The 23,698-nt window shown below is 67.5% G+C and carries 22 protein-coding genes and 1 pseudogene; 9 read left to right on the top strand and 14 right to left on the bottom strand.

Translation table 11 applies throughout. From position 1 onward, the window contains the following. Positions 1–7 precede the first annotated feature (7 nt). Positions 8–598 (bottom strand): AgmX/PglI C-terminal domain-containing protein, encoded by a 591-nt coding sequence (locus IPG50_09350; GenBank protein ID MBK6692395.1) that lies wholly within the window; start codon positions 596–598, stop codon positions 8–10. A 172-nt stretch (positions 599–770) separates the two neighbouring features. Further along, a complete protein-coding gene (rsmD, locus tag IPG50_09345) occupies positions 771–1,319 on the bottom strand; it encodes a 16S rRNA (guanine(966)-N(2))-methyltransferase RsmD (protein ID MBK6692394.1) in 549 nt (182 codons plus the stop codon). Positions 1,320–1,371: 52 nt separating this feature from the next. Between rsmD and IPG50_09340 the strand changes: the two genes are divergently transcribed. Both IPG50_09340 and IPG50_09335 read left to right on the top strand, forming a co-directional pair. Next, positions 1,372–2,571, top strand: coding sequence for a hypothetical protein (locus tag IPG50_09340; protein MBK6692393.1), 1,200 nt, complete (start codon positions 1,372–1,374; stop codon positions 2,569–2,571). A 35-nt stretch (positions 2,572–2,606) separates the two neighbouring features. After that, on the top strand, positions 2,607–3,893 hold the full coding sequence (locus tag IPG50_09335) for a PEGA domain-containing protein (GenBank protein MBK6692392.1): 1,287 nt from the start codon (positions 2,607–2,609) through the stop codon (positions 3,891–3,893). Between the two features lie 48 nt (positions 3,894–3,941). Here the strand turns inward: IPG50_09335 and dapB are convergent, their stop codons facing one another. The 4 genes from dapB to IPG50_09315 form a co-directional block, all read right to left on the bottom strand. Further along, positions 3,942–4,631, bottom strand: coding sequence for a 4-hydroxy-tetrahydrodipicolinate reductase (gene dapB, locus IPG50_09330; protein ID MBK6692391.1), 690 nt, complete (start codon positions 4,629–4,631; stop codon positions 3,942–3,944). 44 nt (positions 4,632–4,675) lie between these two features. Further along, entirely contained in the window at positions 4,676–5,566 is an 891-nt protein-coding gene (locus IPG50_09325) for a 4-hydroxy-tetrahydrodipicolinate synthase (GenBank protein MBK6692390.1), read from the bottom strand. Between the two features lie 28 nt (positions 5,567–5,594). Beyond that, positions 5,595–7,214 carry a DUF1957 domain-containing protein gene (locus IPG50_09320; GenBank protein ID MBK6692389.1) on the bottom strand — a complete coding sequence of 540 codons (1,620 nt, stop codon included), beginning with the start codon at positions 7,212–7,214 and terminating at the stop codon, positions 5,595–5,597. 122 nt (positions 7,215–7,336) lie between these two features. Next, positions 7,337–7,975: a hypothetical protein gene (locus IPG50_09315; protein MBK6692388.1), complete on the bottom strand. Its 639-nt coding sequence runs from the start codon at positions 7,973–7,975 to the stop codon at positions 7,337–7,339. Between the two features lie 298 nt (positions 7,976–8,273). Between IPG50_09315 and rplU the strand changes: the two genes are divergently transcribed. From rplU to IPG50_09300, 3 genes are read left to right on the top strand one after another with little or no spacing between them, the layout of a single operon-like run. Then, complete coding sequence (gene rplU, locus IPG50_09310; protein MBK6692387.1) at positions 8,274–8,582, top strand: 50S ribosomal protein L21; 309 nt, start codon at positions 8,274–8,276, stop codon at positions 8,580–8,582. A 14-nt stretch (positions 8,583–8,596) separates the two neighbouring features. Then, positions 8,597–8,857, top strand: a complete 261-nt coding sequence (gene rpmA / locus IPG50_09305; protein ID MBK6692386.1) for a 50S ribosomal protein L27 — start codon at positions 8,597–8,599, stop codon at positions 8,855–8,857. Further along, entirely contained in the window at positions 8,854–9,714 is an 861-nt protein-coding gene (locus tag IPG50_09300; protein ID MBK6692385.1) for an HAD-IIB family hydrolase, read from the top strand. The genes rpmA and IPG50_09300 overlap by 4 nt, the downstream gene beginning before the upstream one ends. Before the next feature lie 9 nt (positions 9,715–9,723). On the opposite strand, the gene IPG50_09295 is transcribed toward IPG50_09300, so the two are convergent. Both IPG50_09295 and IPG50_09290 read right to left on the bottom strand, forming a co-directional pair. Further along, positions 9,724–11,703: a ferrous iron transporter B gene (locus tag IPG50_09295; protein MBK6692384.1), complete on the bottom strand. Its 1,980-nt coding sequence runs from the start codon at positions 11,701–11,703 to the stop codon at positions 9,724–9,726. Then, positions 11,700–11,987 carry a ferrous iron transport protein A gene (locus IPG50_09290; protein MBK6692383.1) on the bottom strand — a complete coding sequence of 96 codons (288 nt, stop codon included), beginning with the start codon at positions 11,985–11,987 and terminating at the stop codon, positions 11,700–11,702. The genes IPG50_09295 and IPG50_09290 overlap by 4 nt, the downstream gene beginning before the upstream one ends. Before the next feature lie 105 nt (positions 11,988–12,092). Here IPG50_09290 and IPG50_09285 point away from each other — a divergent pair, with 105 nt between their 5' ends. After that, complete coding sequence (locus tag IPG50_09285; GenBank protein MBK6692382.1) at positions 12,093–13,592, top strand: HAMP domain-containing histidine kinase; 1,500 nt, start codon at positions 12,093–12,095, stop codon at positions 13,590–13,592. On the opposite strand, the gene IPG50_09280 is transcribed toward IPG50_09285, so the two are convergent. The 6 genes and pseudogenes from IPG50_09280 to groES all read right to left on the bottom strand — a co-directional run bounded on the left by IPG50_09280 (position 13,532) and on the right by groES (position 21,033). Continuing rightward, the gene (locus tag IPG50_09280) at positions 13,532–14,404 is read right to left on the bottom strand and encodes a polysaccharide deacetylase family protein (GenBank protein ID MBK6692381.1); all 873 of its coding nucleotides are present in this window, start codon (positions 14,402–14,404) and stop codon (positions 13,532–13,534) included. The genes IPG50_09285 and IPG50_09280 overlap by 61 nt on opposite strands. Before the next feature lie 8 nt (positions 14,405–14,412). Continuing rightward, positions 14,413–14,916: a hypothetical protein gene (locus IPG50_09275; protein MBK6692380.1), complete on the bottom strand. Its 504-nt coding sequence runs from the start codon at positions 14,914–14,916 to the stop codon at positions 14,413–14,415. Between the two features lie 41 nt (positions 14,917–14,957). Next, positions 14,958–17,242: pseudogene (locus tag IPG50_09270) on the bottom strand (ATP-dependent RecD-like DNA helicase). Between the two features lie 165 nt (positions 17,243–17,407). After that, positions 17,408–18,727, bottom strand: a complete 1,320-nt coding sequence (locus IPG50_09265; protein ID MBK6692379.1) for a hypothetical protein — start codon at positions 18,725–18,727, stop codon at positions 17,408–17,410. A gap of 282 nt (positions 18,728–19,009) precedes the next feature. After that, the gene (groL, locus tag IPG50_09260) at positions 19,010–20,638 is read right to left on the bottom strand and encodes a chaperonin GroEL (GenBank protein MBK6692378.1); all 1,629 of its coding nucleotides are present in this window, start codon (positions 20,636–20,638) and stop codon (positions 19,010–19,012) included. 101 nt (positions 20,639–20,739) lie between these two features. Continuing rightward, on the bottom strand, positions 20,740–21,033 hold the full coding sequence (groES, locus tag IPG50_09255) for a co-chaperone GroES (protein ID MBK6692377.1): 294 nt from the start codon (positions 21,031–21,033) through the stop codon (positions 20,740–20,742). 441 nt (positions 21,034–21,474) lie between these two features. On the opposite strand from groES, the gene IPG50_09250 reads away from it, so the two are divergent. The 3 genes from IPG50_09250 to IPG50_09240 all read left to right on the top strand — a co-directional run bounded on the left by IPG50_09250 (position 21,475) and on the right by IPG50_09240 (position 23,607). Next, positions 21,475–22,083: a hypothetical protein gene (locus IPG50_09250; protein ID MBK6692376.1), complete on the top strand. Its 609-nt coding sequence runs from the start codon at positions 21,475–21,477 to the stop codon at positions 22,081–22,083. After that, positions 22,080–22,721: a hypothetical protein gene (locus tag IPG50_09245; protein MBK6692375.1), complete on the top strand. Its 642-nt coding sequence runs from the start codon at positions 22,080–22,082 to the stop codon at positions 22,719–22,721. The genes IPG50_09250 and IPG50_09245 overlap by 4 nt, the downstream gene beginning before the upstream one ends. Positions 22,722–22,983: 262 nt before the next feature. After that, positions 22,984–23,607: a hypothetical protein gene (locus tag IPG50_09240; GenBank protein ID MBK6692374.1), complete on the top strand. Its 624-nt coding sequence runs from the start codon at positions 22,984–22,986 to the stop codon at positions 23,605–23,607. Positions 23,608–23,698: the final 91 nt, after the last annotated feature.

Raw genomic sequence — 23,698 nt, 5'->3', positions numbered from 1 at the left:
GAATCGCTCAGCGGCCTCCGGGTTTGAAGTTAATGGGCAGGTTGATCTCAACGCAGCCACCCTTCGGTGCGGGGAAGCCCGAGGAGGAGCGGAAGGCGTTGGCGACGCACTGCGAAACGCTGGCGTTGGACAGCTCGTTGCTCACCACACTAACGGCGCAGACGGAGCCGTTTGAGCCGATCTTCAGGTTCAACGTCACCTTGCCGGCCAACGTGTTGTCGGAGGCGAGCGCGTTGTCGTAGCAGCGGTGGGCCTGCTTCGCCCGGAACTGCACCGCTCCCTCAAGCTCGGAGCCAGCCACGCCCTTGCAGACGCGAGCCTCGCAGGGGTTCGGGCCGGGGCCCGTGACCGTCCTGACGGGCCCGGTATCCGGAGCGCCCGCGTCGATGGGCGGCGGCAACGGGATGTCGTCGATCCGCAGCGTCGACGTCGGCGGCGCCGACGGGAGCGTGGGGACCGACGGCACCGGCGGCGTCGGCGTGGGGCTGCTCAATGACTTCCAAGCGAAGAAGCCGATGCCTAGGAGAAGCAGTACGGCAACGCCGGCATAAAGTGCGTTGTTGTTGCCCGTGGGGGGCGGAGGCGTGCTGGCACTCATCTCTTAAGGGACCTCAGTGGGAGCGATCGCCGCAAGCGGCGTCCGGGAAGTGCGATCACGGGCGTGGCCCGTGGCCGCCGACCGCCAACAGCACGGCCCAGCGGCAGGAGTATAACGAAAGCGCGGCCGCTGTAAGCAACCGGATGTGATGCGCCGTCTGCTGGTTCGTTGTTCATCGGGGTTCGTAAAACACCAGAGCCGTGTCGCCGTAGGTGCGGCTGTCGACGCAACCCAGCCCGGCAATGCTGGGCGCAGCGGCTTTTTTGCCGTGTTCGAGCACAAAGACGCTGCCTTCGCCGAGCAGCCGGGCCAATCCACTCATGACCTCCGCCGCAACGCCAGACTGAACGTCAGCGTAGGGGGGGTCGGCAAAAATCAGTTTGAAGGGACCGGCGAGCGCGGCGAGGGCCGCGTGGACGGTCCGCGGCATCAGCTCCGACTGGGCCAGGACGCCCAAGGAGGCCACGTTGGTGCGAATCGCGGCCAGCGCCTCGCGCCGCCGCTCGACGAACGTAACGTGTGACGCTCCCCGCGACAGGGCCTCGAGGCCGAGGGCGCCCGTTCCGGCGTAGAGATCGAGGACGCGAGCGCCCGTGAGCTCGTAGCGGTTCTCCAGGATAGAGAACAGCGCTTCCCGGACCCGATCTGCCGTCGGCCGAGTCTCGGAGCCAGAAGGGCTCGCCAGGGATCGAGAGCGGAAGGCTCCGCCGGTGATGCGCATCGCGGCCTCGCTCCTTTTGCTTGCAGGGCCGACGTCAGGATAACTTAGCCGCATGCTTCCGCGCGCCCTTGCGGTGCTCTGCTCGCTCGTCGTCTTCTTCGTGCTCAGCACGGCTGCGGCTCAGCGCCCGCTGCCGGGCAAGACGCCGGCCCCTCCGGCCGCGTCTGCGGCCGGTGGCACGCCGGTCTTTCCCTTCGAATCGGACGACGCGGAGGAGCAAGCAGACGCCTTCACCGCCGCCCTTCGCGCGAAGTTGAAGGCTACCGCCGGCTGGACGCTCTCGGAGAGCACCGTGTCCCTCGCGGTCCTCACGGCCGGTCTCAAGTGTCGTCTCGATGCGCCGTGCCTCCAGCGCGTCGGCGACCAACTGAAGGCCGACCGATTCTTCTGGGGCCGCATGACACGGGCCGGCAAGAGTCAGGTCGCCGTCGAGGCCCACTACTGGCAGCGCGGGAAACACGACAGCGTCGTTAAGGAGACCTTCTCCGACGACCTTCGCGATCCTGCGAGCGAGGGCCTCAAGAAGATCGCGAACCGAATCTTCGAGCGCCTCACGGGCACGCTGACGACCGGCATGGTCACAGTTCGCGCGGGGCGAGGTGCCGGCACGGTGGCGGTCGACGGCGTGACGCAGGCCAACCTCGTCGAGGGCTCGGCGCAGCTCGAACTCAAGGCCGGTGCTCACACCATCGAGATCCGTTCCGACGGCTACCTCCCGGTCCGCCAGACGGTGAACGTCGTCGTTGGCGCCGAGACGCCGCTCACCGTCTCGCTCGTTGCCAAGGCCGTCGAAGCGCCACCCAAGGTTGAAGAGCGCCCCTCGCCGGTGCGTCGCCTCGTAGCCTACGGCCTCGTCGGCGTCGGCGCCGTCGCCATCGTCGTGGGCGCCGTCAAAGGCGTCCAGTGGTTCGGCAACAGCTCCGATGTCGCCGACCTTCGAAAGAATCAGTACGGCCAAGATCCGATTCGTGCCGAGATCAAAGACCCGTGCGGCCCCGCACCGGCCGGCGTGCTGCCATCGGTCGCGTCGAACATGCGGCGCGCCTGCGAGCTCGGCGACAAGGCCCAACCCGACAGCACCCTCGCGTGGATCGCGGGCAGCGTTGGCGTCGCGTTCGTGGGCGCAGGGACCATCCTGCTCTTGACCGAGCCTTCCGCGAAGACGACCGCCGCCGCCCCGCCCCGTCGATGGTCGCTGACGCCGTCCGTGGGCCCCCGCGAAGGTGACCTCCGCTTTCGCGTTGCTTTCTGATGCAGGGCGGCCCTTCGCAGGTACCATTGCTCCCCGTGCTCTCGGTTCGACTGCGAGATGCTCGCCCCTTGCCGCATCGCCTCGTGAAGCGACGCGCGTTGGCGCTGGCCACGTCATCGGTCGCCGCCGTGGCGGCCACCGCGCTGCTGCTCGGCGCGTCCGCCGCCGTCGCGGCAGAGCCGCCGGCGAAAGCCCCCGCCAAGGCGCCGCCCGCGAAGAGCCGCCCCGCAGAGAGCGCCGCCCCGTCGAAGATGAAGACGGAGGTTCCGATCCTCGGGCTCTCTTCGGAAGACGCGGAGGACCAAGCCGAAGCCCTCACGGGCGCGCTTCGGTCCCGCGCGCGGCTCGCGCCCGGTGTCATCGTCGACGAAACGACCGTGAACCTCGGCACGCTCATGAACGGATTGAGCTGCGGGCAGCAGCCCGACCCGCTCTGCCTCATCAAGATCGGCGAGCAGCTCAAGGTCGACCGCTTCGTCTGGGGCCAGCTTCGCAAGGGCCCCGATCGCGGGCAGGTCACGGCGGATGTCCACCTGTGGCGTCGAGGCAAACCCGACACCGTGGCCTCCGAGTCGTTTAGCGACAACTTGCGCGATCAGAACGACGACGTGCTCCGTCGCATCGCTGGCCGGCTGAGCGATCGCCTCTTCGGCCAACCGGTCGCTGCGCCGGTCACGGTCCGCGTCGGCGATCTCACCGGGGAGCTCGTCGTCGACGGCGGCGAAGCCGTCGCCATCGTGCGCGGCGAAGCGACCGTCGAACTTCGGCCCGGTCGTCACACGATTAAGGTCACGGCCGACGGCTACGAGACGCTCACCAGGGAAGTCGACGTGTCGTCCACGGCCGAGCAGGTGCTCACGCTCAAGCTCGCGGCCGTTGGCGAAACGAAGGCGCCGGAGCCGTCGGCCCCGATCTCGACGCGCACAGTCGTCGCGCTCGGCTTCATCGGCGTGGGCGTCGGCTTTGGCATCGCCGGCACCGTGAAGGCGGCCGAGTTTCTCACGCTGAAAGACGAGAATCGTCGAGACCACGAGACGCTGCGCGGCGACTTCTGCTCACCCCAAGGAGTGCCCCAGTCGGACGTCGCGGCGCTGGATGCGGCGTGCAAACGCGTCGAGCGCGGCGAAAATGTGCGCCTCTTGGAGCTGGTGTTCTATGGCGTGGCCGCCGCAACGGCGGGCACCGGCCTCGTCTTGCTCGTGACCGACTCGGGCGACAAAGGACAGAGTGATGGCGGCAAGGCGAGCGCGCGGCGCCCGCTGCCCGTGAGCCCCCGCATCGGCAAGGGCGGCGGCTCGCTCGATCTCACGCTGCCGTTCTAGATCGCCTTCGCTGTCCGGCGACCCCCAGCACGTGTGTTCGGTCGCACGCTACGCGAAGAGGTCCTTCATCCCGTAGAGGCCCGGCGAACGGCCGTGCGCTAGGAATCGCGCGGCCCGGAGCGCACCATGCGCAAAGACGTCGCGGTTCGAAGCGCGATGCGTCAGCTCGAGTCGCTCCCCGTCGCCGAGCAGGTGAACGTGATGATCGCCAACGACGTCGCCTCCTCGCATCGCGAGGACGCCGATCTCCGCCGCCGGCCTCGCGCCAGGCCGGCCGCTGCGACCGAAGGAGGCCTCGGAGCCCGCGCGCGTCTTGCGCGCCACATCGAGCAGCGTCATCGCCGTTCCGCTAGGCGCGTCCACCTTGCGTCGGTGATGCGCTTCGACAATCTCCACGTCGAAGTCGGGGCCAAGCATCACGAGCGCCCGTTCGAGCAGCGCGCCCAGCACGTAGACGCCGACGCTCATGTTGGACGAGACGAAGAGCGGCGTGCTCGCGGCAGCGGCCGAGAGCGCGAGCCGATCGTCTTCGCCGAGGCCCGTCGTGCCGACCACAACCGGCAGCCGAGCCTCGGCGGCGAGCGCCACGAAGGCACGCGTCGCTGCGGGCGACGAAAAATCGATGGCCACGTGGGCGCCGGCCGCACAAGCGGCCTCGAGCGAGTCGCCCTCCGATGCCCGCGCGACGACGTCGATGTCTCCGGCTTCTTCGGCGAGGCGCAGGATCGCTTGCCCCATGCGTCCCGACGCTCCAACGAGCGCGAGCTTGAGGCGCGCGGCGGTCACGGCGCGCGGCCTTCGTACCGGTCGAGCGTCTCCCAGAGCCTCTTCCGCGACGGTTCCGTCGCCGAGGAGAGCGGTCCGCGAACGACGTCGGCGAGCATGCCGCGCTTCGCCATGGCCGCCTTAACGGGGCCTGGGTTCGCCTCCACGAACATGATCTCGTGGACGGGCACGAGGGCCAGGTGAAGGCGCCTCGCCTTTTCGTTGTCGCCCTGAAGCGCGGCCCGCGTGGCCTCGCTCACCTCTTTCGGGAGCAGGTTGCTCGTGACGCTGACCACGCCGCGAGCGCCGATGGCGACCATCGGCAAGGTCAACGCGTCATCGCCGCACAGCACCGTGAGTCGCTGCCCGAGTCGCCGCACCAGCTCTTGCGCGCGGAGCACGTTGCCCGTCGCCTCCTTCGTGGCGATGACGTTCGGCGACGCTTCGCAGATGCGGACGAGCGTGTCGGCCGAGAGGTCGATGCCGGTGCGACCGGGAATGTTGTAAATCATGACCGGGCACTTGACCGCCGCGGCCACCGCGGTGAAGTGGCGGAAGAGTCCCTCTTGCGTGGGCTTGTTGTAATACGGCACCACGACCATGACGCCGTCGGCCCCGGCGGCTTCCGCGGCCTTCGAGAGGTGAATCGCGTGGCGCGTCGAATTGGAGCCCGTGCCCGCGATGACGGGCACCCGGCCGGCCGCACGCGCCACCGTGCGCTTGATGACCGCGAGCTGCTCTTCCTCTGAGAGCGCCGGGCTCTCGCCCGTCGTGCCGCAGGGGACGAGACCGCTGACGCCTCCAGCGATCTGCGCGTCGACGAGGGCGTCGAAGGCTTTCCAGTCGATGGACTCGTCAGCGGCAAACGGCGTGACAATCGCGGTGTAGGTGCCTTCCAGCGTGAGCATCGCTCCTCCGTTTAGCAAAGACTCTTCTTCAAAACACGTCTCGCAGCCCGCTTCCCGAGAGCTGCCACAAGAAGTTGTCGCGGGCGCACACGTCGTCGAGCCATGCGGCGTCTTCGCCTTCAATGACCCCCGTCTCGACGAGGTGTCCCAGGTGACGGAGCCGATGCACGTGGGCGCGGATGCGGGCTTCGGCGTATTTCATCGACGTGCCGGTCTTGATGATGAAGTTCCAGTCGCTCGATTGCAGCAGCAAGAGCTCGCGGATCAGCTGATCGAGCGCGCGTCCACGCAGGCCGCCGTCGCCTCGGTGCTGCTCCACCAAAAACTTCGCGTACCGCGTCGCGTGGTGCACGTGCCGCCACGACCACGCGGCCTCGGCGCCGACCCAAACGGCGCCGTAGCCGCCGGCTCCCCAAGACGTCGCCGCCGGCGTCGCGCTGACGATGGCCGGGTACCGCTCGAGGTACGACCGGAGGTTGATGGCGGTGACGCCGTCTCCCCTTCGCGCGTGCAGCTCGCGGAACACGGATTCGAGAAAGACAGGCCCTTCGAACCACCAATGCCCGAAGAGCTCGGCGTCGTACGGCGAGACGACGATGGGGTGGGGCACCCGGTGGGCGAGGTCTTTCACCTGGGCGATGCGCGACGCGGCGAAGTGCCTGCCGTGCTCGCGCGCGCGGGCCGCCGCGGCGCTCGGCTGGTAGTGCTCCTTGTGATCGGTCTTGCCGGTGATGCGGTAGTACTTGAGCCCCGTCATCAGCCGCGTGCCATGAGGACCGACCTCTCCATAGAGGTGCTCCTCATCGAGGTCGAAGCCGATGTCTCGGTAGAAGTCTCGATACACGAAGTCGCCGGGGTAGCCCTCTTCCCGGGACCAGACCTGACGGCTCGACTCGGCGTCTCGCGCAAAGAAGGCGACGCCGTTCGGGGATGCGATGGGCGCGTGCACGCCGAAGGGAGGCCGCGGTCTCGCGAGATCGAGGCCGTGCGAATCGAGGACGGTGAACCTCATGCCGGCGCGCGCCATCTCAGCGTCGAGCGTCGGGTGATAGGCGCACTCGGCTAGCCAGGCGCCCTCGGGTCGTCGCCCGACGAGCGTCTCGAAGGCCCGAAAGCCGAGCTCGAGCTGCGGCCGGACGCCTTCGCGCGCGGGCACCATCGCCGGCAGGTAGCAGTGGGTCGCCGAGCAGGTGATGAGCTCGAGACGGCCGGCGTCCCAGTGGGCGACCAGGCCCGCCAACACGTTGCCCCCGTGTCGCTCCCAGATGCTGCGGATGCGCGCCAGCTCGTGACGATAGAAGGTGGCGAGCGGCGCAAAGCGACTATCGCCGTAGAGGCGAACCATCTCTTTTTCGGCGAGCGCCTCGAGTCGCGCGAGGTGCGCGTCGAAGCGCCTCCGCAACATGGCGTCGCTCAGCATCGCGGCGAGCGGCGGCGTCACGGTCATGGTGGCTTCGAAACCGACGCCTTCACCCGCGAGCCGGTCGAAGACGTCGAGCAGCGGCAGGTAGCACTCGATGAGCGCCTCGTAGAGCCACCGCTCCTCGAGGTGCCGTTCGTGCTCCGGGTGCCGCACGAAGGGCAGGTGCGCGTGCAGCACGATGGCGACATGGCCGTTCGCAGCGCCGGACGCTTCCGCATGGCCCATCGGCGCGTGGCCTCCGGCGAGGGGTCGCATCGTCATGACGCGTCCTCGTTACCACGTCCTCGGCTCGGCAGAGAGAGCCAGCGCCGCGGCGGACCGCCGAAGACCGCCCGGCCGGGCGCCGGCTATTGCATGAAGACTTTGTTGGCCGTGCCGCCGTGGCACGTGCCGGTACCCGAGCAGCCGCCTTGGTTGTCCAAGAGGATGCCGGTCATGCTGCGCCCCGTCGGGGCGAGGTCGCCGCGCACGCCCACGAGGGAGCCTCCAGGCACGCTCGGCAAGAGCGTCTGAGGAAAGAAGAAGTTCCCCTGATCGTCGGTGTAGGCGCTGGCGCCGCCGCCGTCGGGGAGCCGAATCCGGACCTCGATGCCGCCGTCGACAGGGGGCCCGCTGAGCGACGTATAGACGGTGCCTCCGGCCGTCCACAGCGTTGACGCACCGCCGTCCTTGCGCTCCGCGAGCCCGCCGACCTTGTGGCATTCGGTGCAGTCTCGTCCTGCGGGATTGGTCCCGCCGATGACCGTCGTCGCGTGCGCCTGTTGCAGGGTTGATGGGCCGCTCTGCCGCAGGTACGGCGGCGCACCGGCGAAGGCCCCGGCGCCCCCTCCTCCGGTGCCGACCGTCGAGACGCCGGCGTCGAAGCGGGTGGGTTGGGGTTTTGCAGGCCGGCGGATGGTGATTTCGCCGGGATCGGGCGCGCTGCACGCCGCCGCGAGGCCCAGGGAAGCTAGCCCGATAACGCGGAAAATGACGGTGTTTTGCATGACAATCACGCCGAGGGCCGGGAGCGGGCTCCCCTCAAAGTAGCACCGAGGGGGGCCGTCGAGTCAGCCTCGAATGCAGCTTTCCCCTCGGATTCTGCCTCGCGCACCGCGGCCGCCGTCCGGTCGGCGTCGCCCATGGGGCAATTCGAGGGCAATTCGAACGCGGGACGCAGACACTGCTTTACAAGGTCGGGCCGATCCGTATACTCCCGCGTCCCTCGGTTCGGGCCATTGTGCCCACACCGAGAACCCCCGCCGCACGCGCCCTTCGGGTCGCTGCGGCTCCGAGCGAGGGCTCATGTACGCGGTGTTCAAGACGGGCGGCAAGCAGTATCGGGTCGCTCAAGGCGACAAACTCCGAGTGGAGAAGCTCCCCGGCGGTGTTGGCGATTCCGTTTCCTTCGACGAGGTCCTCCTCGTGGGCGGCGATGCGGTGAAGATTGGCCAGCCGACCGTCAAGGGCGCGAAGGTGTCCGCGAAGATCACCAGCCAGGGCCTCGGCGAAAAGATCATCATCTTCAAGTTCCGCCGCCGTAAGAACTATCGCAGGAAGACGGGTCATCGGCAGCCCTTCACCGCCCTCGAGATCACCGGCATCACCGGCTGAAGGAGTAAGACGCCATGGCTCACAAAAAAGGCGCAGGCAGCACCCGCAACGGACGCGACTCCAATTCGCAGCGCCGCGGGACCAAAGTTTACGGCGGCGAGACCGTCCGCGCAGGCAACATCATCGTTCGTCAGGTCGGCGGCAGCATCGCGGCCGGCCACAACGTGGGGCAGGGGCGTGACTTCACGCTGTTCTCCCTCATCGATGGCGTCGTGAAGTACGAGTGGCGCTCCAATACCAAGCGCAAGGTCTCGGTCTTCCCGCACGCGGGATGAACCCCGAGTCGGCGAACGCCCGAACGCCGGGCCTTCTCGCCGTCGACCTCGATGGGACGTTGCTGGACGGCAACGGCCAACCGCACGCGAGCGACTTGCACGCGATGCGTGCGCTCTCGCGCACCGGGGTGCCTATCACGATCATCACGGGGCGCCTCTATTCGGGGACGCGCCCCACGGCCGTCGCGCTCGGCCTCACGGGGCCCGTCGGCTGTGTCGATGGCAGTCACCTCGTCAGCGCTTCGACGCACACAACGCTGATGCACCACGGCATCCGCGGTGAGCACGCGCTCAAGCTTCGCGACGCCTTGGCCGCCAGCGGCGCAGCCACGTTCGTGTTCGCGCGCGATGCCATCGTTCACGACCATGAGGGAGAGCCCTTCCTCTCGTACGTGGTCACGTGGTCCAAAGACGTCGAACGCACGGACCGCGTCGCCGATCACCATTCCTGGGAAAACGAAGACGGCATCACCGCCGTCGTGGCGCTCGGGACCGTGCAGCAGATCGCATCCTCCGTCGAGGCCATTCAGGCCGACGTGGGCGACGCCGCCCAGGTGGCCATGTTTCCCGTGCGACGCGCCGGCGGCGGATGGGGAATGGTCGTCCGCGGCGCTGGCGGCAACAAGGGCTCGGCGCTCGAGTGGATAGCGGCGCACTACGGTGTCGGCATCGAGCAGACGGTCGCCGTCGGCGACTGGCTCAACGACGTCCCCATGCTGAAGACGGCCGGCCACTCGTTTGCCATGGGTCAAGCCCCCGACGACGTGAAGCGAGCTGCTGGTCACGTGCTGACGGAGACGAGCGAGACCGGCGGCGGCATCGCGCGCATCGTCAACGAGTTGTTCGGCGTCCGGTAGCGCGGCCGTCTACAGACCCATGGCGCCCGCAACGCCGTGCACGGCGAGCGCGAGCACATAGGCCGCAGCGTACGTGTACGCGAGCACGAAGGCGGGCCACCGAAGGCTCCTCGTCTCACGGCGAATGGCCGCGACGGTGCTCATGCACTGGCACGCGACGACGAAAAACGCCAGGAGCGCGAGGCCCGTTCGCGTCGGATAGAGCGGCGTCCCGCTCGGGCCCCTTGCGCTCCGAAGGCGCTCCGACAGCGGCGCCGGATCGGCGCCCGCGTCGTCGATGCCGAAGATGATGCCGAGCGTGCCGACCATCAGCTCGCGCGCGCCAAAGGAGCCGATGAGTCCGACGTTGATGCGCCAGTCGAAGCCGAGCGGCTTCGTCACGGGCTCCAGCGCGCGTCCGACGGATGCGGCGACGCTCTTCTCGATGGGCGTAGGGCGTGGCGCTTGCGCGGTCGCCGTCATGGTTGCGCTCTCGGTCGCGGTCGCGGTCGCCCACGGCGACGGAAGCGTGAGGACGGCCCAGAGCACCGCCGAAGCCACGACGATCGTGGTCCCGACCTCTCTCAGGAATCGGGACGCCGCGCGCCAGGCTTGCCGCGCGACGACCGTTGGCTGAGGCATACGGTAGCCCGGCATCTCGAGCACGAGCGGCAAGCTGCGACCTCTCACCGCCGTTCTACGAAGGATGAGCGACGCGACGAGGCCGCTGGCGAGGCCCGCGAAATAGAGCACGACGAAGATCGCCGCTTTGCGGAACGCCGAGGCTGAAAAGAAGAACGTGCTGACGACGAGCGCGTAGGTGGGAATTCGCGCCGAGCACGTCATCAGCGGCAGGACCAAGATGGCCGTCAGTCGCTCCTTCGGATCCCTCACGATGCGTGTGGCGGAAATCGCGGGAACGGCGCACGCGTGACTCATGAGGAGCGGAAGGAATGACCGACCACTCAGGCCCATGAGACGCAGCAACCGGTCGACGAGAAACGCTCCGCGCGCCAAGTACCCGCTCGCGTCGAGCAGCTCCATGGCCAGCGTGAGGACCACGATCTGCGGCAAGAACGCCAGCACCGTGCCGGCGCCGCCCAAGAGACCGTCGCTAATGAACGACGCCACCAGGTTGGTGCCGACGCGGCTCTCGACGGCGGCGCGCGCACGCGCGATGAGTCCATCGAGGACCGTCGTGACAGGATCGGAGATGAGGAACACGGCCGCGAAGAGCGACGCCATCAGCAGCACGAACAGGACGGGGCCCGCGAGCGGATGCAGAAGGACGCCGTCGAGTCGTTCCGTCGCAGCCCGCCCCTCCGCTCCCCCTTTGACGCGAATGGCCCCGTCGGCGGTCAGCACTGGATCGAAATCCGTGCGCGGTGGGCTTGGCTCCTTCAGGCACCGCTCGATGGCCGAGAGCACATCGGCCTTGGCGGACGCGGACCGCGCGCTCACCGCCACGACGGTGGCGCCGAGCGCTGCCTCAAGGGCCTGGATGTTGATGGCGCGATGGGCGTCCTTCAAGAGGTCGACCTGTGAGACGGCCACCACGAGCGGAAGCTCAAGGCGCGCCAGCTCGGTCGTCAGTCGCAAGTGCAGCCCTAGGTGGGTGGCGTCCAGCACCTGCATCAGCACGACGGGACGTCCGTCGTTCCGCGCATCGGTGATGAACTTGGCAGCCACGCCTTCGTCGGTGGCCGCGTCGGCGTTTGGGTCGATGGTGTAGAGACCCGGCAGGTCGGCGAGCTCGATCTTCGTTCCATCGGCGAGTCGCGCTTCCGACTCCAAGACGTCGACGGTGACACCGGGGAAATTGCCGACGCGGGCGCTCGAGCCGGTCACCGCGTTGAAGAGCGACGACTTGCCGGAGTTCGGCCGGCCCACCATGACGACGAGCGGTTCGCGTCCGCTCGAGGACTCCCTCGCGCGACCTTGGCCTTCGCCGTCCTTCACTCCTCCGGCACCGCTGTCGACGTGGTCGCTCGCCGCTTGCGCGTCGTTCACGCCGCCGTGCTCGCACTCAGCGGAGCGAGATCGAGGTCGGGCCCGCTCGCCGCCGCCACGCGAGCGTCAACCTCGCCCTTTTCGACCCGAATGCCCTTGGCGATGGCGCGGTGCACGGCCAACTCGCAGCCCAGGGACGTCCGGACGTGCAACGGCCCGCCAAAAATCCCCCGCCGGAGCACCTCGAGCGTCGTGCCTTCCTCGATACCGACGGCCTTCAGCCATGCCACCAGCTCGCGATCGAGCCCAACTTGGCTCACGCGGAACGGCGCCCTCAAAGGCACCTCGTCGAGGAAACTGAAAACCACTTTCAATAACTAGCCGACCTCTCGCTGGCTCGCAAGCGGGTCGCGGCGAAACAATCGACACGAACGAGCCGAGGACTGAACATGGGGGCCGTGGTGACGGGCCCCGGCAGAGGACTCCGCGTGCAGATCGTCCTGGCGCTGGCGGGCCTCTTGGTTTTGGCCTTCGTCCCGCTCTTTTTTGCTATCGCGAGCATCGGCCGGACGGCGCTCGTCGCGGAGCGAGAAGACGGAGCCCGCGCCCTGGCGAGTGTCGTGGCGCACGACGTGGAGGCGGCTCGCGCTCAAAACGCGTCGGCGCCGGCGCTCGTGATTCACGACATCCTGGCCAGCTACGTTCACGCGGGAGCCCTCGAAGCCGTCGCCGCCTTCGATGCGCAGGGGCAGATGGTGGCCAGCGCCGGCGCCGAGGCTGCTGCGCTCGTGGCGCCGCCGGAGCTCATCGCGCGTCGCGTTGTCGAGCGACCGGCAGCACGCTTCGCGCGCGCGCGGGTCGTTCGCACGCCACACGTGCGCGTGCTCGAGGTCGCCGCTCCCGCGGGCGAGTTCCTCGTCGTGGCGCGGGTCTTCGCAGGCGAGATCGATCGCGCCGCGCCGCTCGTGAGGCTCGTCGCCATCTACGTCGGTGTCTTCGCCGCGAGCTTGCTGATCTTCGCCTACATCGTCCTCACCCGCCTCATCGTGAGGCCCCTCGAGTCGCTCGCGAAAGCAGCGGGACGTGTCGCCGGCGGCGCGCGCACGCTCGTGGTCCACGACAGCGGTGCGCGCGAGATTCGCGAGCTTGGCGAGGCCTTCGGGACCATGACGACACACCTGCTCGTCGAAGAAGAGAACCTCAAGAAGAAGATCGACGAGCTGACCCGTACGACGCGCCGTCTCACGGAGACCAACGTGCAGCTCGAGCGCAGCGATCGCATGGCCAGCGTTGGCCGCCTCGCCGCAGGCGTCGCGCACGAGATCGGCAATCCCCTCGCGGCCCTCTTGGGACTCGAGGACTTGGTGCTCGATGGCGGCCTCGACGCGACAGCGCAACGCGACTTCATGCTCCGCATGAAGAAGGAGACGGAGCGCATCAACGGTGTCGTCCACGATCTCCTCGACTTTGCACGAGAGGGGCCGGAGGGCAGCGGCGTCGCGTCGGTTCGCGCGGTCTTCGACGACGTCGTGGCGCTCGTGCGCCATCAGAAGGAGGTGCGGAACGTGGAGCTCCGGGTCGAGGTCGACGCGACGCTCGAAGTGGGGCTCGCGCCGGGCCGATTGACGCAGGTGGTTCTTAACCTCGTGCTCAACGCGGCGTCGGCGCTCGGCGGCAGCGGAGAGGTTCGCCTTCGCGCGTCGCGCGTTGGCGAGGTGGCTCGCCTCGAAATTGAGGACACCGGTCCCGGCGTACCCGAGAGTCTCCGCAACTCGATCTTCGAACCCTTCGTCACGACGAAAGACGTCGGGCAGGGCACCGGCCTCGGCCTCTCTGTGTGCAAGGGCATCGTCGAAGGCGCGCGGGGCACCATCTCCGTCGACGCGAACTACCGCGAAGGCGCCCGCTTTGTGGTCGAACTGCCAGCGCTTCCGCACGGCAACGTGTGACCATCAAGGCCGTGCCTTCGAGGCCCCCCGAGAGACACGAAGCGAGACAGCGGAACGACGGTGAGCTTTCGTCGCTCAATCTCGTCGAGCACCGCGCGCACCAGCTCGGCACCGAGCGGCTCGTAGTCGCCGCGTTCGGACGCGTCGTGAAGCAGCAACACGGCCCCTGGCGCGAGGCCTCGCTTGATCCGTCCGAGACAGGCTTCGAGCTTGGCGCCCCTTGTCCCGTCGCGGGCGCTCGCAGACCATCCGATCACGGCGAGGTCCAAGTCCTCCGACACGCGCGCGATGATCGGGTTGGTGTGCCCAATGGGAGGGCGAAACCAAACGGGCCGCTCTCCAGTGAGCCGCTCGAGAGCCTCGACGCCACGCGTGAGGTCTTCGCGAACGGCGCGCTCGCCCCGCAACGAGAAGAGGCGGTCGTGGCCGTAGGAGTGAAGACCGACTTCGTGTCCCTGAGCGAGCAGCTCGCGCACCAGTTCAGGATGTTTCTCCGCCTTCTTCGCGATGAGGAAGAACGTGGCCTTCGCGCTCCGTTCAGCGAGCACGGCCAAGATTCGGCGCGTGCTTTCGGGATCGGGGCCGTCGTCGAAGGTGAGCGCGACGTGGGGCTCGCCTTTGGGACCCCGCAGCAACGCGTCCACGAAGACGCGTAACCTCAGGAAGAGAACGCCAGACGTGATCAGCGCCCCGTAGGCCGTGAAGAGCGCGAGCGCGACCGGCAAGCTGGGGGGCCCGCGCAGGCACGCGTCCACCGTCACGATGGCGGCACCGCCCGTCGCCAGGAGAAAGGCCGCGCGGAACGGAGGCATGTTCGCTCTTAGCGCTTCGCCTTGCGGGGCGCCTGCTCTTCAGCGGCCTCGTCTTCATCCGCCGCGGCTTCCGCGGCGCGAACGTCCTTGGCCACGCGCACGCCGGTCCGCGGCGCGTCCGCGGCCTCGGGTGTGTTGTCGAGGCCAAAGAAGCCGCCGAGCGTCGCCGCGATGAGGGGCAGCGCAACGGCGGGAAGCTCACCGATCTCGCCGACGCCAGCTCCGTAGGTCGAGAGATCGAGGCTCGTGTGCACGAAGCGGCGCAGCGCGAAGAGCGCACCGGCGGCGAGCGCGGCGCCGAAGAGGCTCTTCAGGCCCGCTTCGATCTTCCCGCCGCTCGACCAAATCGGCTTGCCCGCCACGAGCCCGGTTACGGCGCCCACAGCCGTTGCCGTGAGATACAGCACGAGCGCGGGAACCGACGCGAGCGCGAGACCCTTGAGCAACACCGCTGCCGCGAGCGCGCCCACAAGGCCCCCAACGAAAGCTCCCAAGAGGAGGCGTCCCAACATGCTCCCCTCAGCGTGCGAACAGGCGGCCCAAAGGTCAACGGTTAATGCGGAGGGTCATGCCGAGGCGCGGCGTGGGACGGCCCATGGGGAGCCGGGCCCGGCGGAGCCAGGCGTTCCGCGAGGCGGGTGATGCGTTCGCCGCGCCGGTCCTCTGCCAGAGCGAGGCTAAGCGCTCGCGGGTCGTACACGAGGACGACGAGGCGCTTGCCGCGCGTGACCGCTGTGTAGAGCAGGTTCTTGGAGAGCATCACGAAGTGCGTCGTGAGAAGGGGAATAACGATGGCCGGGTATTCGCTCCCCTGCGACTTGTGAATGCTCGACGCGTAGGCGAGCGTCAGCTCGTCGAGATCCCCGGCTTCGTACGGCACGGTGCGTCCGGCAGGCCGGTCGCCCTTGTTCGAGCTCGAGCCTCTCCGTCCTCGAAGCGCACGACGAGCGTGCCTTCCTCCACGTCGATGCTGTCGACGACGCCGACGTCGCCGTTCCAGATGTCGCGGTCGTAGTCGTTCTTGAGCTGCATCACCTTGTCGCCGACGCGGTAGCTGCGATCGCCCCGTGTCAGCGCTGTGGTGTTTGGGTTGAGCGCCGCCTGAAGCGCCTCGTTCAGCGCGAGCGAACCGGCCGGTCCACGATGCATGGGCGTTAGGACCTGGATGTCGCGGATCGGATCGAGGCCAAAGCGCTTGGGGATGCGCGATTTGACCACCTCGACGATGGTGTCGCGGGCCGAGTCGGCGTCTTTTCGTTCGATGAGGTAGAAGTCCGCGTCGCCGCCGCTTGGCGGAGCGAGGGGCGGTTCGCCGCGGTTGATGCGGTGGGCGTTCGCGACGATGAGGCTCGTCTCGGCTTGACGGAAGATCTTCCAGAGTCGTACGCAGGGAACGGCGCCCGACGCGATGACATCGCGGAGAAAGGCGCCGGGCCCCACGCTCGGCAACTGATCGACGTCGCCCACGAGCACGACGCGCGCGCCATCGCCAACCGCTTGCAGGAGAGCGTCGGCCATGGGCAGATCGATCATCGAGGCTTCGTCGACGATGAGGACATCGGCCTCCAGAGGCGCGCTCGCGTTTCGCTTGAAGGCGCCGCGCTTGGGCTCGAACTCCAAGAGGCGGTGCAGCGTCGCGGCGTCGCGGCCCGTCGACTGGGCGAGGCGCTTTGCCGCTCGGCCCGTAGGCGCCGCGAGCCGCACGACGAGCTTCGCGTGCTCGAAGACCGACAAAATGGCTCTCACGATAGTCGTCTTGCCGACGCCCGGGCCGCCCGTAAGGACCAGAAGCCCCTCCTTGGCGGCGCGCTCGACGGCTTCGCGCTGCTCTTCGGCGAGCTCCACCTTTGAGCGCGCTTCGAACTCACGGAGCGCACGCTCGGCGCCGTTGAGGGCACGCATCGACCGGCCGGCGAGCGCGAGGAGTCGCTCGGCGACGCGAACCTCCGCCGCATGGAGCGGCGCTAGGTAGACGACGACAACGCCCTCGGAGGTCTTCTCGCGGACCACGTATCGGCCGCGCGCGAGCGCCTCAAGGGCGGTCTCCACGCGCTCTTGTCCAGCGTCGTCGCCCAACTCGAGCAACGCGAGCGCGCGTTCGCTCAGCGCCTCTTTGGGGACCGCGACGTGACCTCGTTCGGTGGCATCCTGCAGCGCTTGGAGCACGCCCGCCTGAATGCGCGTCGCGCTGTCTTTTTCGACGCCCAGCTCCTGCGCGATGCGATCGGCGGTCTTGAACCCCACGCCCCAGACGTCGAGGGCCAACCGGTAGGGCTCCCGCGAGACGATGTTGATGGCGTCCTTGCCGTAGCGCTTGTGGATGCGAGCGGCGAGCGCGGGGCTCGCGCCGTGCGCTTGGAGGAAGACCATGACCTCGCGGACCGCGCGCTGTTCCTGCCACCCCTTGAGGAGCGTCTCCACGCGCTTCTTGCCGAGGCCCGGTACGAGGGCCAAGCGCTCCGGCTCCTCGTCTAGGACGCGCAGCGTCTCGAGGCCGAAGGTGTCGACGATCTTGTTCGCGTAACCCTCGCCGATGCCCTTGATGAGACCCGAGCCCAGGTATCGACGGATGCCCACGAGCGTCGTCGGCATAAGCTCGGTGACGTTGAGCGCCCGGATCTGCTCGCCGTGTTTCGGATCGACGATCTTGGTGCCGCGGACGCGAACGCGGGCACCCGGCGAGACGCGCTGAAAGGTCCCTACGATCGTGAGCGCCTCGCCCGAGTCACTCGTCACGCGCACCACGCGGAAGCTCGACTCGGCGGACTCATAGGTGACGCGCTCGACGACACCTTCGACGTGGAGCTCGCTCGCAGCGGCGCCAGAAGGGCGAAACAGCGGACGAGAACCGACGCTCACTCGCGAGACGCTAACGCTCCGCACCTAGGGCGTCGAGCGCTTGTGCATGGATGGCTTGAACCGGTGCCAGACGCTCGTTTCCAAAATGGGAAAAGGCGCACCGACCGAGGTCCGTGCGCCCTTTCGCGAGCAAGCTGCTGAGGGTCAGTTTTCGACGCGAACGTTGAGCTTCACCTTGCCGACGCCCGTGCCGGGCGACGTGGAAGTCGTGTAGGGCGCGATGTAGACCGTGACCGACGCACCCGCCGCGATGGGCGTGCCGGCAAAGTTGCCGGCGCCACCGGGAAGCTCCTCGCCCTTGAGGAGCCCGGCGGCGTTCGAGACGCAGGGCTTCGGGTTGAAGGCCGGACCGGCGTCGCTCGTGGCGATGGTCGAGTCACACGCGTCGTCGTAGTAGTTGAGGCAAGCTTCTCGCTCCGCGTCGGTCTTCGGGACCTGGGCGCCCGCGTAGACGGTCATGATCGTGTCCGCGGACGCGACGGGCGCGGTGCCTGCCGACGTGTAGAGCGAGACCTTGATGGCGCTCGCCGTGGCGTTCTTCACTTCGACGTACTGGTACGTCGCGACGTCCGTATCGAGCGTTACGGGGCAGGTGCCGAGCCCCGAGAAGAGGGCCGCGACGTCGATCTTCTTCTGCTTCTTCGTCGCGTCGAAGGTGAACTGACCCGTGAACGTCGCGCCGACGGTCGTCGAGTTGACCGTGATCTTGTTGGGGTTCGGCGGGGGAGGCGTGCACGTCAGCGCGGTGTCGAAGCTGCACTGCGCGTTGCACGTCTTCGTGCGGCCGAGGCCGGCGGGGCAACCGAGCCCCTCCCAGTCGAGGTCGCCGGCCTTGCACGGGCCTTGGTTGTTGCAGGTGAGTCCCACGACCCAGGTGCAGCTACCGGTGCAGATGCGCGGCTGCGTGCCGCAGTTCCCGCACACATCGTCGGGGTACGTGACAGCGGGATCGCAAACGGCTCCGGGGCCGTTGGTGCAGCTGCTCCAGTCGCTCCAGAAGCCCGTGAGGTTGTTCGGGTTGGGGAACGGGGTGCCGCCGTCAGGCAAGGGCACGCCGCTGTCAGGGGTCTTAAGGCAAACCCGGCTCTTGCCGGTGGACGTCGTGGGATCACCGCATAGGCCGCAAGCCGCGCGCTGGATGCCGCCGGAGCCGAAGCCGTAGTCCTTGAGGGGATCGCAGGGCGAATACGGCGGGTCGTAGACGATGGGGGCCACGTCGGGAGCGACGTCAGCCGTGGCCGTGTCTTTGGCGGCGTCCTTCTTCGCGTCGGCCTTCGCGTCTTTGCCGGCGTCTTTGCTGTCGGAGGCATCGGTCGTGATGCTCCCCGGGCCGGCTTCCTTGCCGGTCGTTCCCGCCTCTTCGTCGATCGGCGTGGTGGCGGCATCTTCCGAGCTGCAGCCGTAGACCACCGCGACGTTCATGGCCGCGATGCAGAAGAGAACACCCAAAGACTTTGTGCGCATGACCGAAAAACCTCCGCCCGATGACGGGACCAGAGAAGCGCGCGAAACGTCGCGCAAAAGTTACGGGACCGCCCCCGCCAAGATGCCGGCTCTTATCCCACAGCCAACGTAGGGTGCAAGGTCAAAGCCCCGCATTTGAGGGGTCGTGCTGGGGCGTTCCTTCGAGGGCAGCAAAGTTCGTGAAATCACGCGCCAGAATAGGGACTTGGAAAAATGAAAACGGCCCGCACGCGTGAGCGTACGGGCCGCCTTGGTAGAGCTAGGAGCTAGCTCAGGTATGACTCAGAAGTCGTGGCCGTGGCCGCCGTGGCCGCCACCGGACGACTTGTCTTCCGCCTTGGGGCGCTCGGCGACGAGGCACTCGGTCGTGAGCATGAGGCTCGCAACGGAGGCCGCGTTCTGGAGGGCCGTGCGGACGACCTTGACGGGGTCGATGACGCCCATCTTGTAGAGGTTGCCGTACTCGTCCGAGGAGGCGTTGTAACCGAAGTCGTCTTTGCCTTCCTTGACCTTGTTGACGACGATCGAGCCTTCGAGGCCCGCGTTCGCCACGATCTGGCGGAGCGGCTCCTCGATGGCGCGGCGAAGGATCGACACGCCGAACTTCTGCTCGTCGTTGACCTTGAGGCCTTCGAGCGCCGACTGCGCGCGGATGAGCGCGACGCCGCCGCCGGGGACGATGCCTTCTTCGACGGCCGCACGCGTCGCGTGGAGCGCGTCTTCAACGCGGGCCTTCTTCTCCTTCATCTCGGTCTCGGTGGCCGCACCGACCTTGATGACGGCAACGCCGCCGGCGAGCTTCGCGAGACGCTCCTGGAGCTTCTCCTTGTCGTAGTCGCTGGTGGTGTTCTCGATCTGCTTGCGGATCTCGGTGACGCGGGCCTGGATCTTCTCCTTCTCGCCGGCGCCGTCGACGATCGTCGTGTTGTCCTTGTCCATCACGACGCGCTTCGCCTGGCCGAGGTCACTGATGGTGACGTTCTCGAGCTTGAGGCCGAGCTCTTCCGCGATGACTTGGCCCTTGGTGAGGGTCGCGATGTCCTTGAGCATCTCCTTGCGGCGGTCGCCGAAGCCCGGCGCCTTGCAAGCGGCGCACTTGAGCGTGCCGCGGAGCTTGTTGACGACGAGCGTGGCGAGCGCCTCGCCCTCGATGTCCTCGCTGATGATCACGAGGGGACGCTCCTGACGGGCAATCGCCTCGAGGACCGGGAGGAGGTCCTTCATGTTCGAGATCTTCTTCTCGCTGATGAGGATGTAGGGGTTCTCGAGAACCGCCTCCATGCGCTCCGGATCCGAGACGAAGTACGGGCTGAGGTAGCCGCGGTCGAACTGCATGCCTTCGACGACGTCGAGGGTCGTCTCCGCCGTGCGGGACTCTTCGACGGTGATGACGCCTTCCTTGCCGACCTTCTCCATGGCCTCGGCCAGCTTCTGGCCGATTTCCACGTCGCCGTTGGCGCTGATGGTGCCGACCTGAGCGATCTCTTTCGGATCCTTGGTCACCTTCGCCATCTTCTTGAGCGTATCGACGAGGACCTCAACGGCCTTGTCGACGCCGCGCTTGATCTCCATCGGGTTGTGACCCGCGGCGACAAGCTTGGAGCCTTCGCGGTAGATCGCTTGCGCGAGGACCGTCGCCGTCGTGGTGCCGTCGCCGGCCACGTCGCTGGTCTTCGAGGCCACTTCGCGCACCATCTGGGCGCCCATGTTCTCGAAGCGGTTCTCGAGCTCGATTTCCTTGGCCACCGTGACGCCGTCCTTGGTGACGGTCGGCGAGCCGAAGGACTTCTGGATGATGACGTTGCGACCCTTGGGGCCGAGGGTCACCTTGACCGCGTCGGCGAGGGCGTTGACGCCGGAGAGGATGAGGTTGCGAGCTTGTTCCGTGTAGACGATTTCTTTTGCTGACATGTCTTGCTCCAAATCTTTCGTGGCCCGGTTCGAACCGGCCTTCCGCGCGGGGCGCGGGCAAACCTAAGGGGTCTTCGCGACGGCGAAAGCCCCGAACTAACTCACTTCTCGAGGATGCCGAGGAGGTCGTCCTCGCGCATGATGAGGCGCTCTTCGCCGTCGATCTTCACTTCGGTGCCGCTGTACTTGCCGAAGAGGACGCGGTCGCCGACCTTGACCTCGAGCTTGCGCACGGTGCCGTCCTCGAGGACCTTGCCGCTGCCGACCGCAATGATCTCGCCCTCGATGGGCTTCTCTTTTGCGGAGTCGGGGATGATGATCCCACCCTTCGACTTCTCCTCTTCCTGCACGCGCTTGAGAATGATGCGGTCTTGAAGCGGACGGAATTTCGCCATGATGTCCTCCTGAATCGGCGCAGCCAGGGCTGCTGGGTGCGCAATAACCGGCCGAGGCCGGGAAACGTAGCCGCTGGGGCAGCACCCCGGTTGGGCTCCGCCGGGTGCGACCCGGTCGATTGTTAGCACTCGCCTGTGACGAGTGCTAACGACCGGCGGCAACATAATCGCCCCCGCGGACCCGTCAAGGGGGAGGCGTCACAATGTTCATCTTTTTGAAATGATTACAATTGTTGCGGGCGCGCCTCGCCCGGGCCGCTGTGTTAGCACCGGCGAGCAGGGTGGCTAGCGCTCTTTGGCGCCGGGGTAGGTCGCGCGTGACGGAAATTGCGAAGAATCGCAAGCGTCCGTACAAGTGATCATGACCCTCGCTTTGGCGCTGACCGGGACCGCGACGAGCGGACCCCTCAGCCTTCGCGGGTGGTGCGGAGGCGGCAAAACATGACCATCGTGGCGTCGGGTTCGGTTGCGGGGTTTTTTCGCGAAGTTGTGGAAGAGGCCATCAAGAGCCAACGGGTACCCGCCAACGACGGCACCACGAGCTATGTCGTCTCGCTCCTCGCCGACTACGCCAAGCCAGACCCGCAAGCCGAGGCGGCCCTCGACCGGCCGCTGACGCTGCTCTTGGACGAGGCGCTTCACACGCCAGGCACCTCCGAGCGCTTTCAGCGGCTCCGGATGCTGGGCGACGGCGTCCTCTACACGACCGGCTTCTTCGGTGATCACTTCGAGGCTCGCGGCGTCGACCAGAAGTACGTCGTTGGTATCGGTGTGACGGCCTACCACGCCGCGAGCACGTTGCTTGGGCCCGGCGCGGAAGACCGCTCGGCGCCCCGCCTCGACGTCCTCGGCGAGCTCGCGTCCACGTTTGAGCGCTGGGTGAACGTCCTCTCGGAGGTCGCCGACGCCACCATCGGGCGGCCCACCGGCGATTCGCGGGGGCTCCTCAAAGCCTACGAGCGTTGGCTCAAGACCGGCAGCTCCAAGCTTGCCGAAGAGCTCACGCACCACGGGCTCGTGCCGATGCGTCACGCGAAGGGCGTGCAATGACCGACGAGAGTCGCGGGGCCGATCGCCTCCGCGGCAACGGCGTGGCGCTCGTGCGCGAACGCGAGATGGCGCGCAAGGTCCAAGCGGCGTTGGGGCGCCTCTACGTCCTCGAGGCGACGTGCGACGTGGGGGACTACATCGCGCCGGCCGAATCGGGGGAGCGCGAGACGCTGCTGCTGCGCGAACAAGACGACGGCATCGAGGTCTCGCTGCGCCTTGCACCACTCACGCCCTCTGCGTCTGGTGATGGACTCGAGCTCGACGGCGTCTGTCAGCTCATCGAAGGGGTGAGCCACTTCGTGTACTTGGCGGAGCGCGCGAAGACCGATCGACCGACGACGCAACTCGAACTCGAGATCCAAGCCGAGGTCGACAAGTACGTCGTGCTCGCCGCGTCGTTGCCGGAGCTCGACGTCGAAGCGAGCGGTCGGCTTCGAAGGCGGCTCTATGAGGGGGTGGCGTACACGCACGCCCCGGCGAGCGAGCAAGGCGAGCGCTACCGGCTGGCAAATTCCGTCGCTACGCGGTTTACCCATCGGCTCGAGCGCGAGTGCGTGGCCCATGGCCGCTTTCGTGAGCTGCGCGGCGCGCTCCGTTCGTTCTTCCGAATGGGCCAGTCCGACAAGCTGCGCGCGTAGGCGGTCGTGACGCGCGGCACGCGCTTGCACGGCGCCGAAGATACGCTTGCAGGATGCTGCCGATGGGCAGCAGCACGTGGGGCAAGCTCGATCCAGCAGCGAGCTGCGACATGTGTGAGACGCAGGTCGCAGCTCCCACGAAAATAAGCGGATTTTCAGCCCTCGCCGCGATCTCAGGGTACTTCTTGAGGGGCGCTATCCGGCGAGCGACGAGGGCATGCACGTTGCTCGTCTCTCCTCACGGCCGCGCGCCGCACCTCGAATGACGACCTTCGTTCGCCGTCTCTCCGTGCTCACTGTCCTCGCCGGCGCGTTGGCGGCGCCCTCCATCGCAAAGGCGGAGCCCTACGCGCTTCCCGTCGATGTGGGCCGCGTGCTCGAGTCGAGCTACTCCTGGTTCGAAGCGCGGACGTCGCAGCTTGCGTCGCCTTCCACCACGCCCCCTGTAAGGCCCGTTGTTCTGTCCGACAAGCCCGTCGAGTCAACGGCACCCTTCAACCCGCCCGTTCGCCTGTCGCTTGTGGCGCGCGATTGGTCGCAGGCCTATGCGCTCAGCGGCCGCGCCGGCATGACCGACGGCATGCGCCTCAACCGTTCGATGCGGATGTTGGTTGGTCGTGCGCGGCTCGATCTCGGCGCGGTGCAGCCCTTTGTTCACGTGGGGCTTGGCGAGTGGCGATTCGACCCGACGCTTCAACAGGTCCTTCCGCAGAATCGCGAATACGCGTCGCAAGTCGCTGCGGGCCTTGAGGTGCACTTCAGCAAGGACACGCGCCTCGCCATGGAGGCCGACTACACGCTCCTCCTTCGGTCAAGTCGCGAGCCGCAGAACCTGCCCACGCCGCGCGTGCTGGGCGCGTTCTTCGTGATGCGCTCGCGCTTCTGACGCCCAGTGGTTGACGCCCAGCGTTGACGCCCCGATCTGGCGCCACGGACGCCGCGGTGCGGTTCACGATGTGAATGCGCTTGATGCCGCG

The organism is Myxococcales bacterium (assembly GCA_016703425.1).
GTDB lineage: Bacteria > Myxococcota_A > Polyangia > Polyangiales > Polyangiaceae > JADJCA01.
The sequence above is the reverse complement of the archived record's forward strand: the minus strand, read 5'-3'. Positions and strand labels throughout refer to the sequence as shown.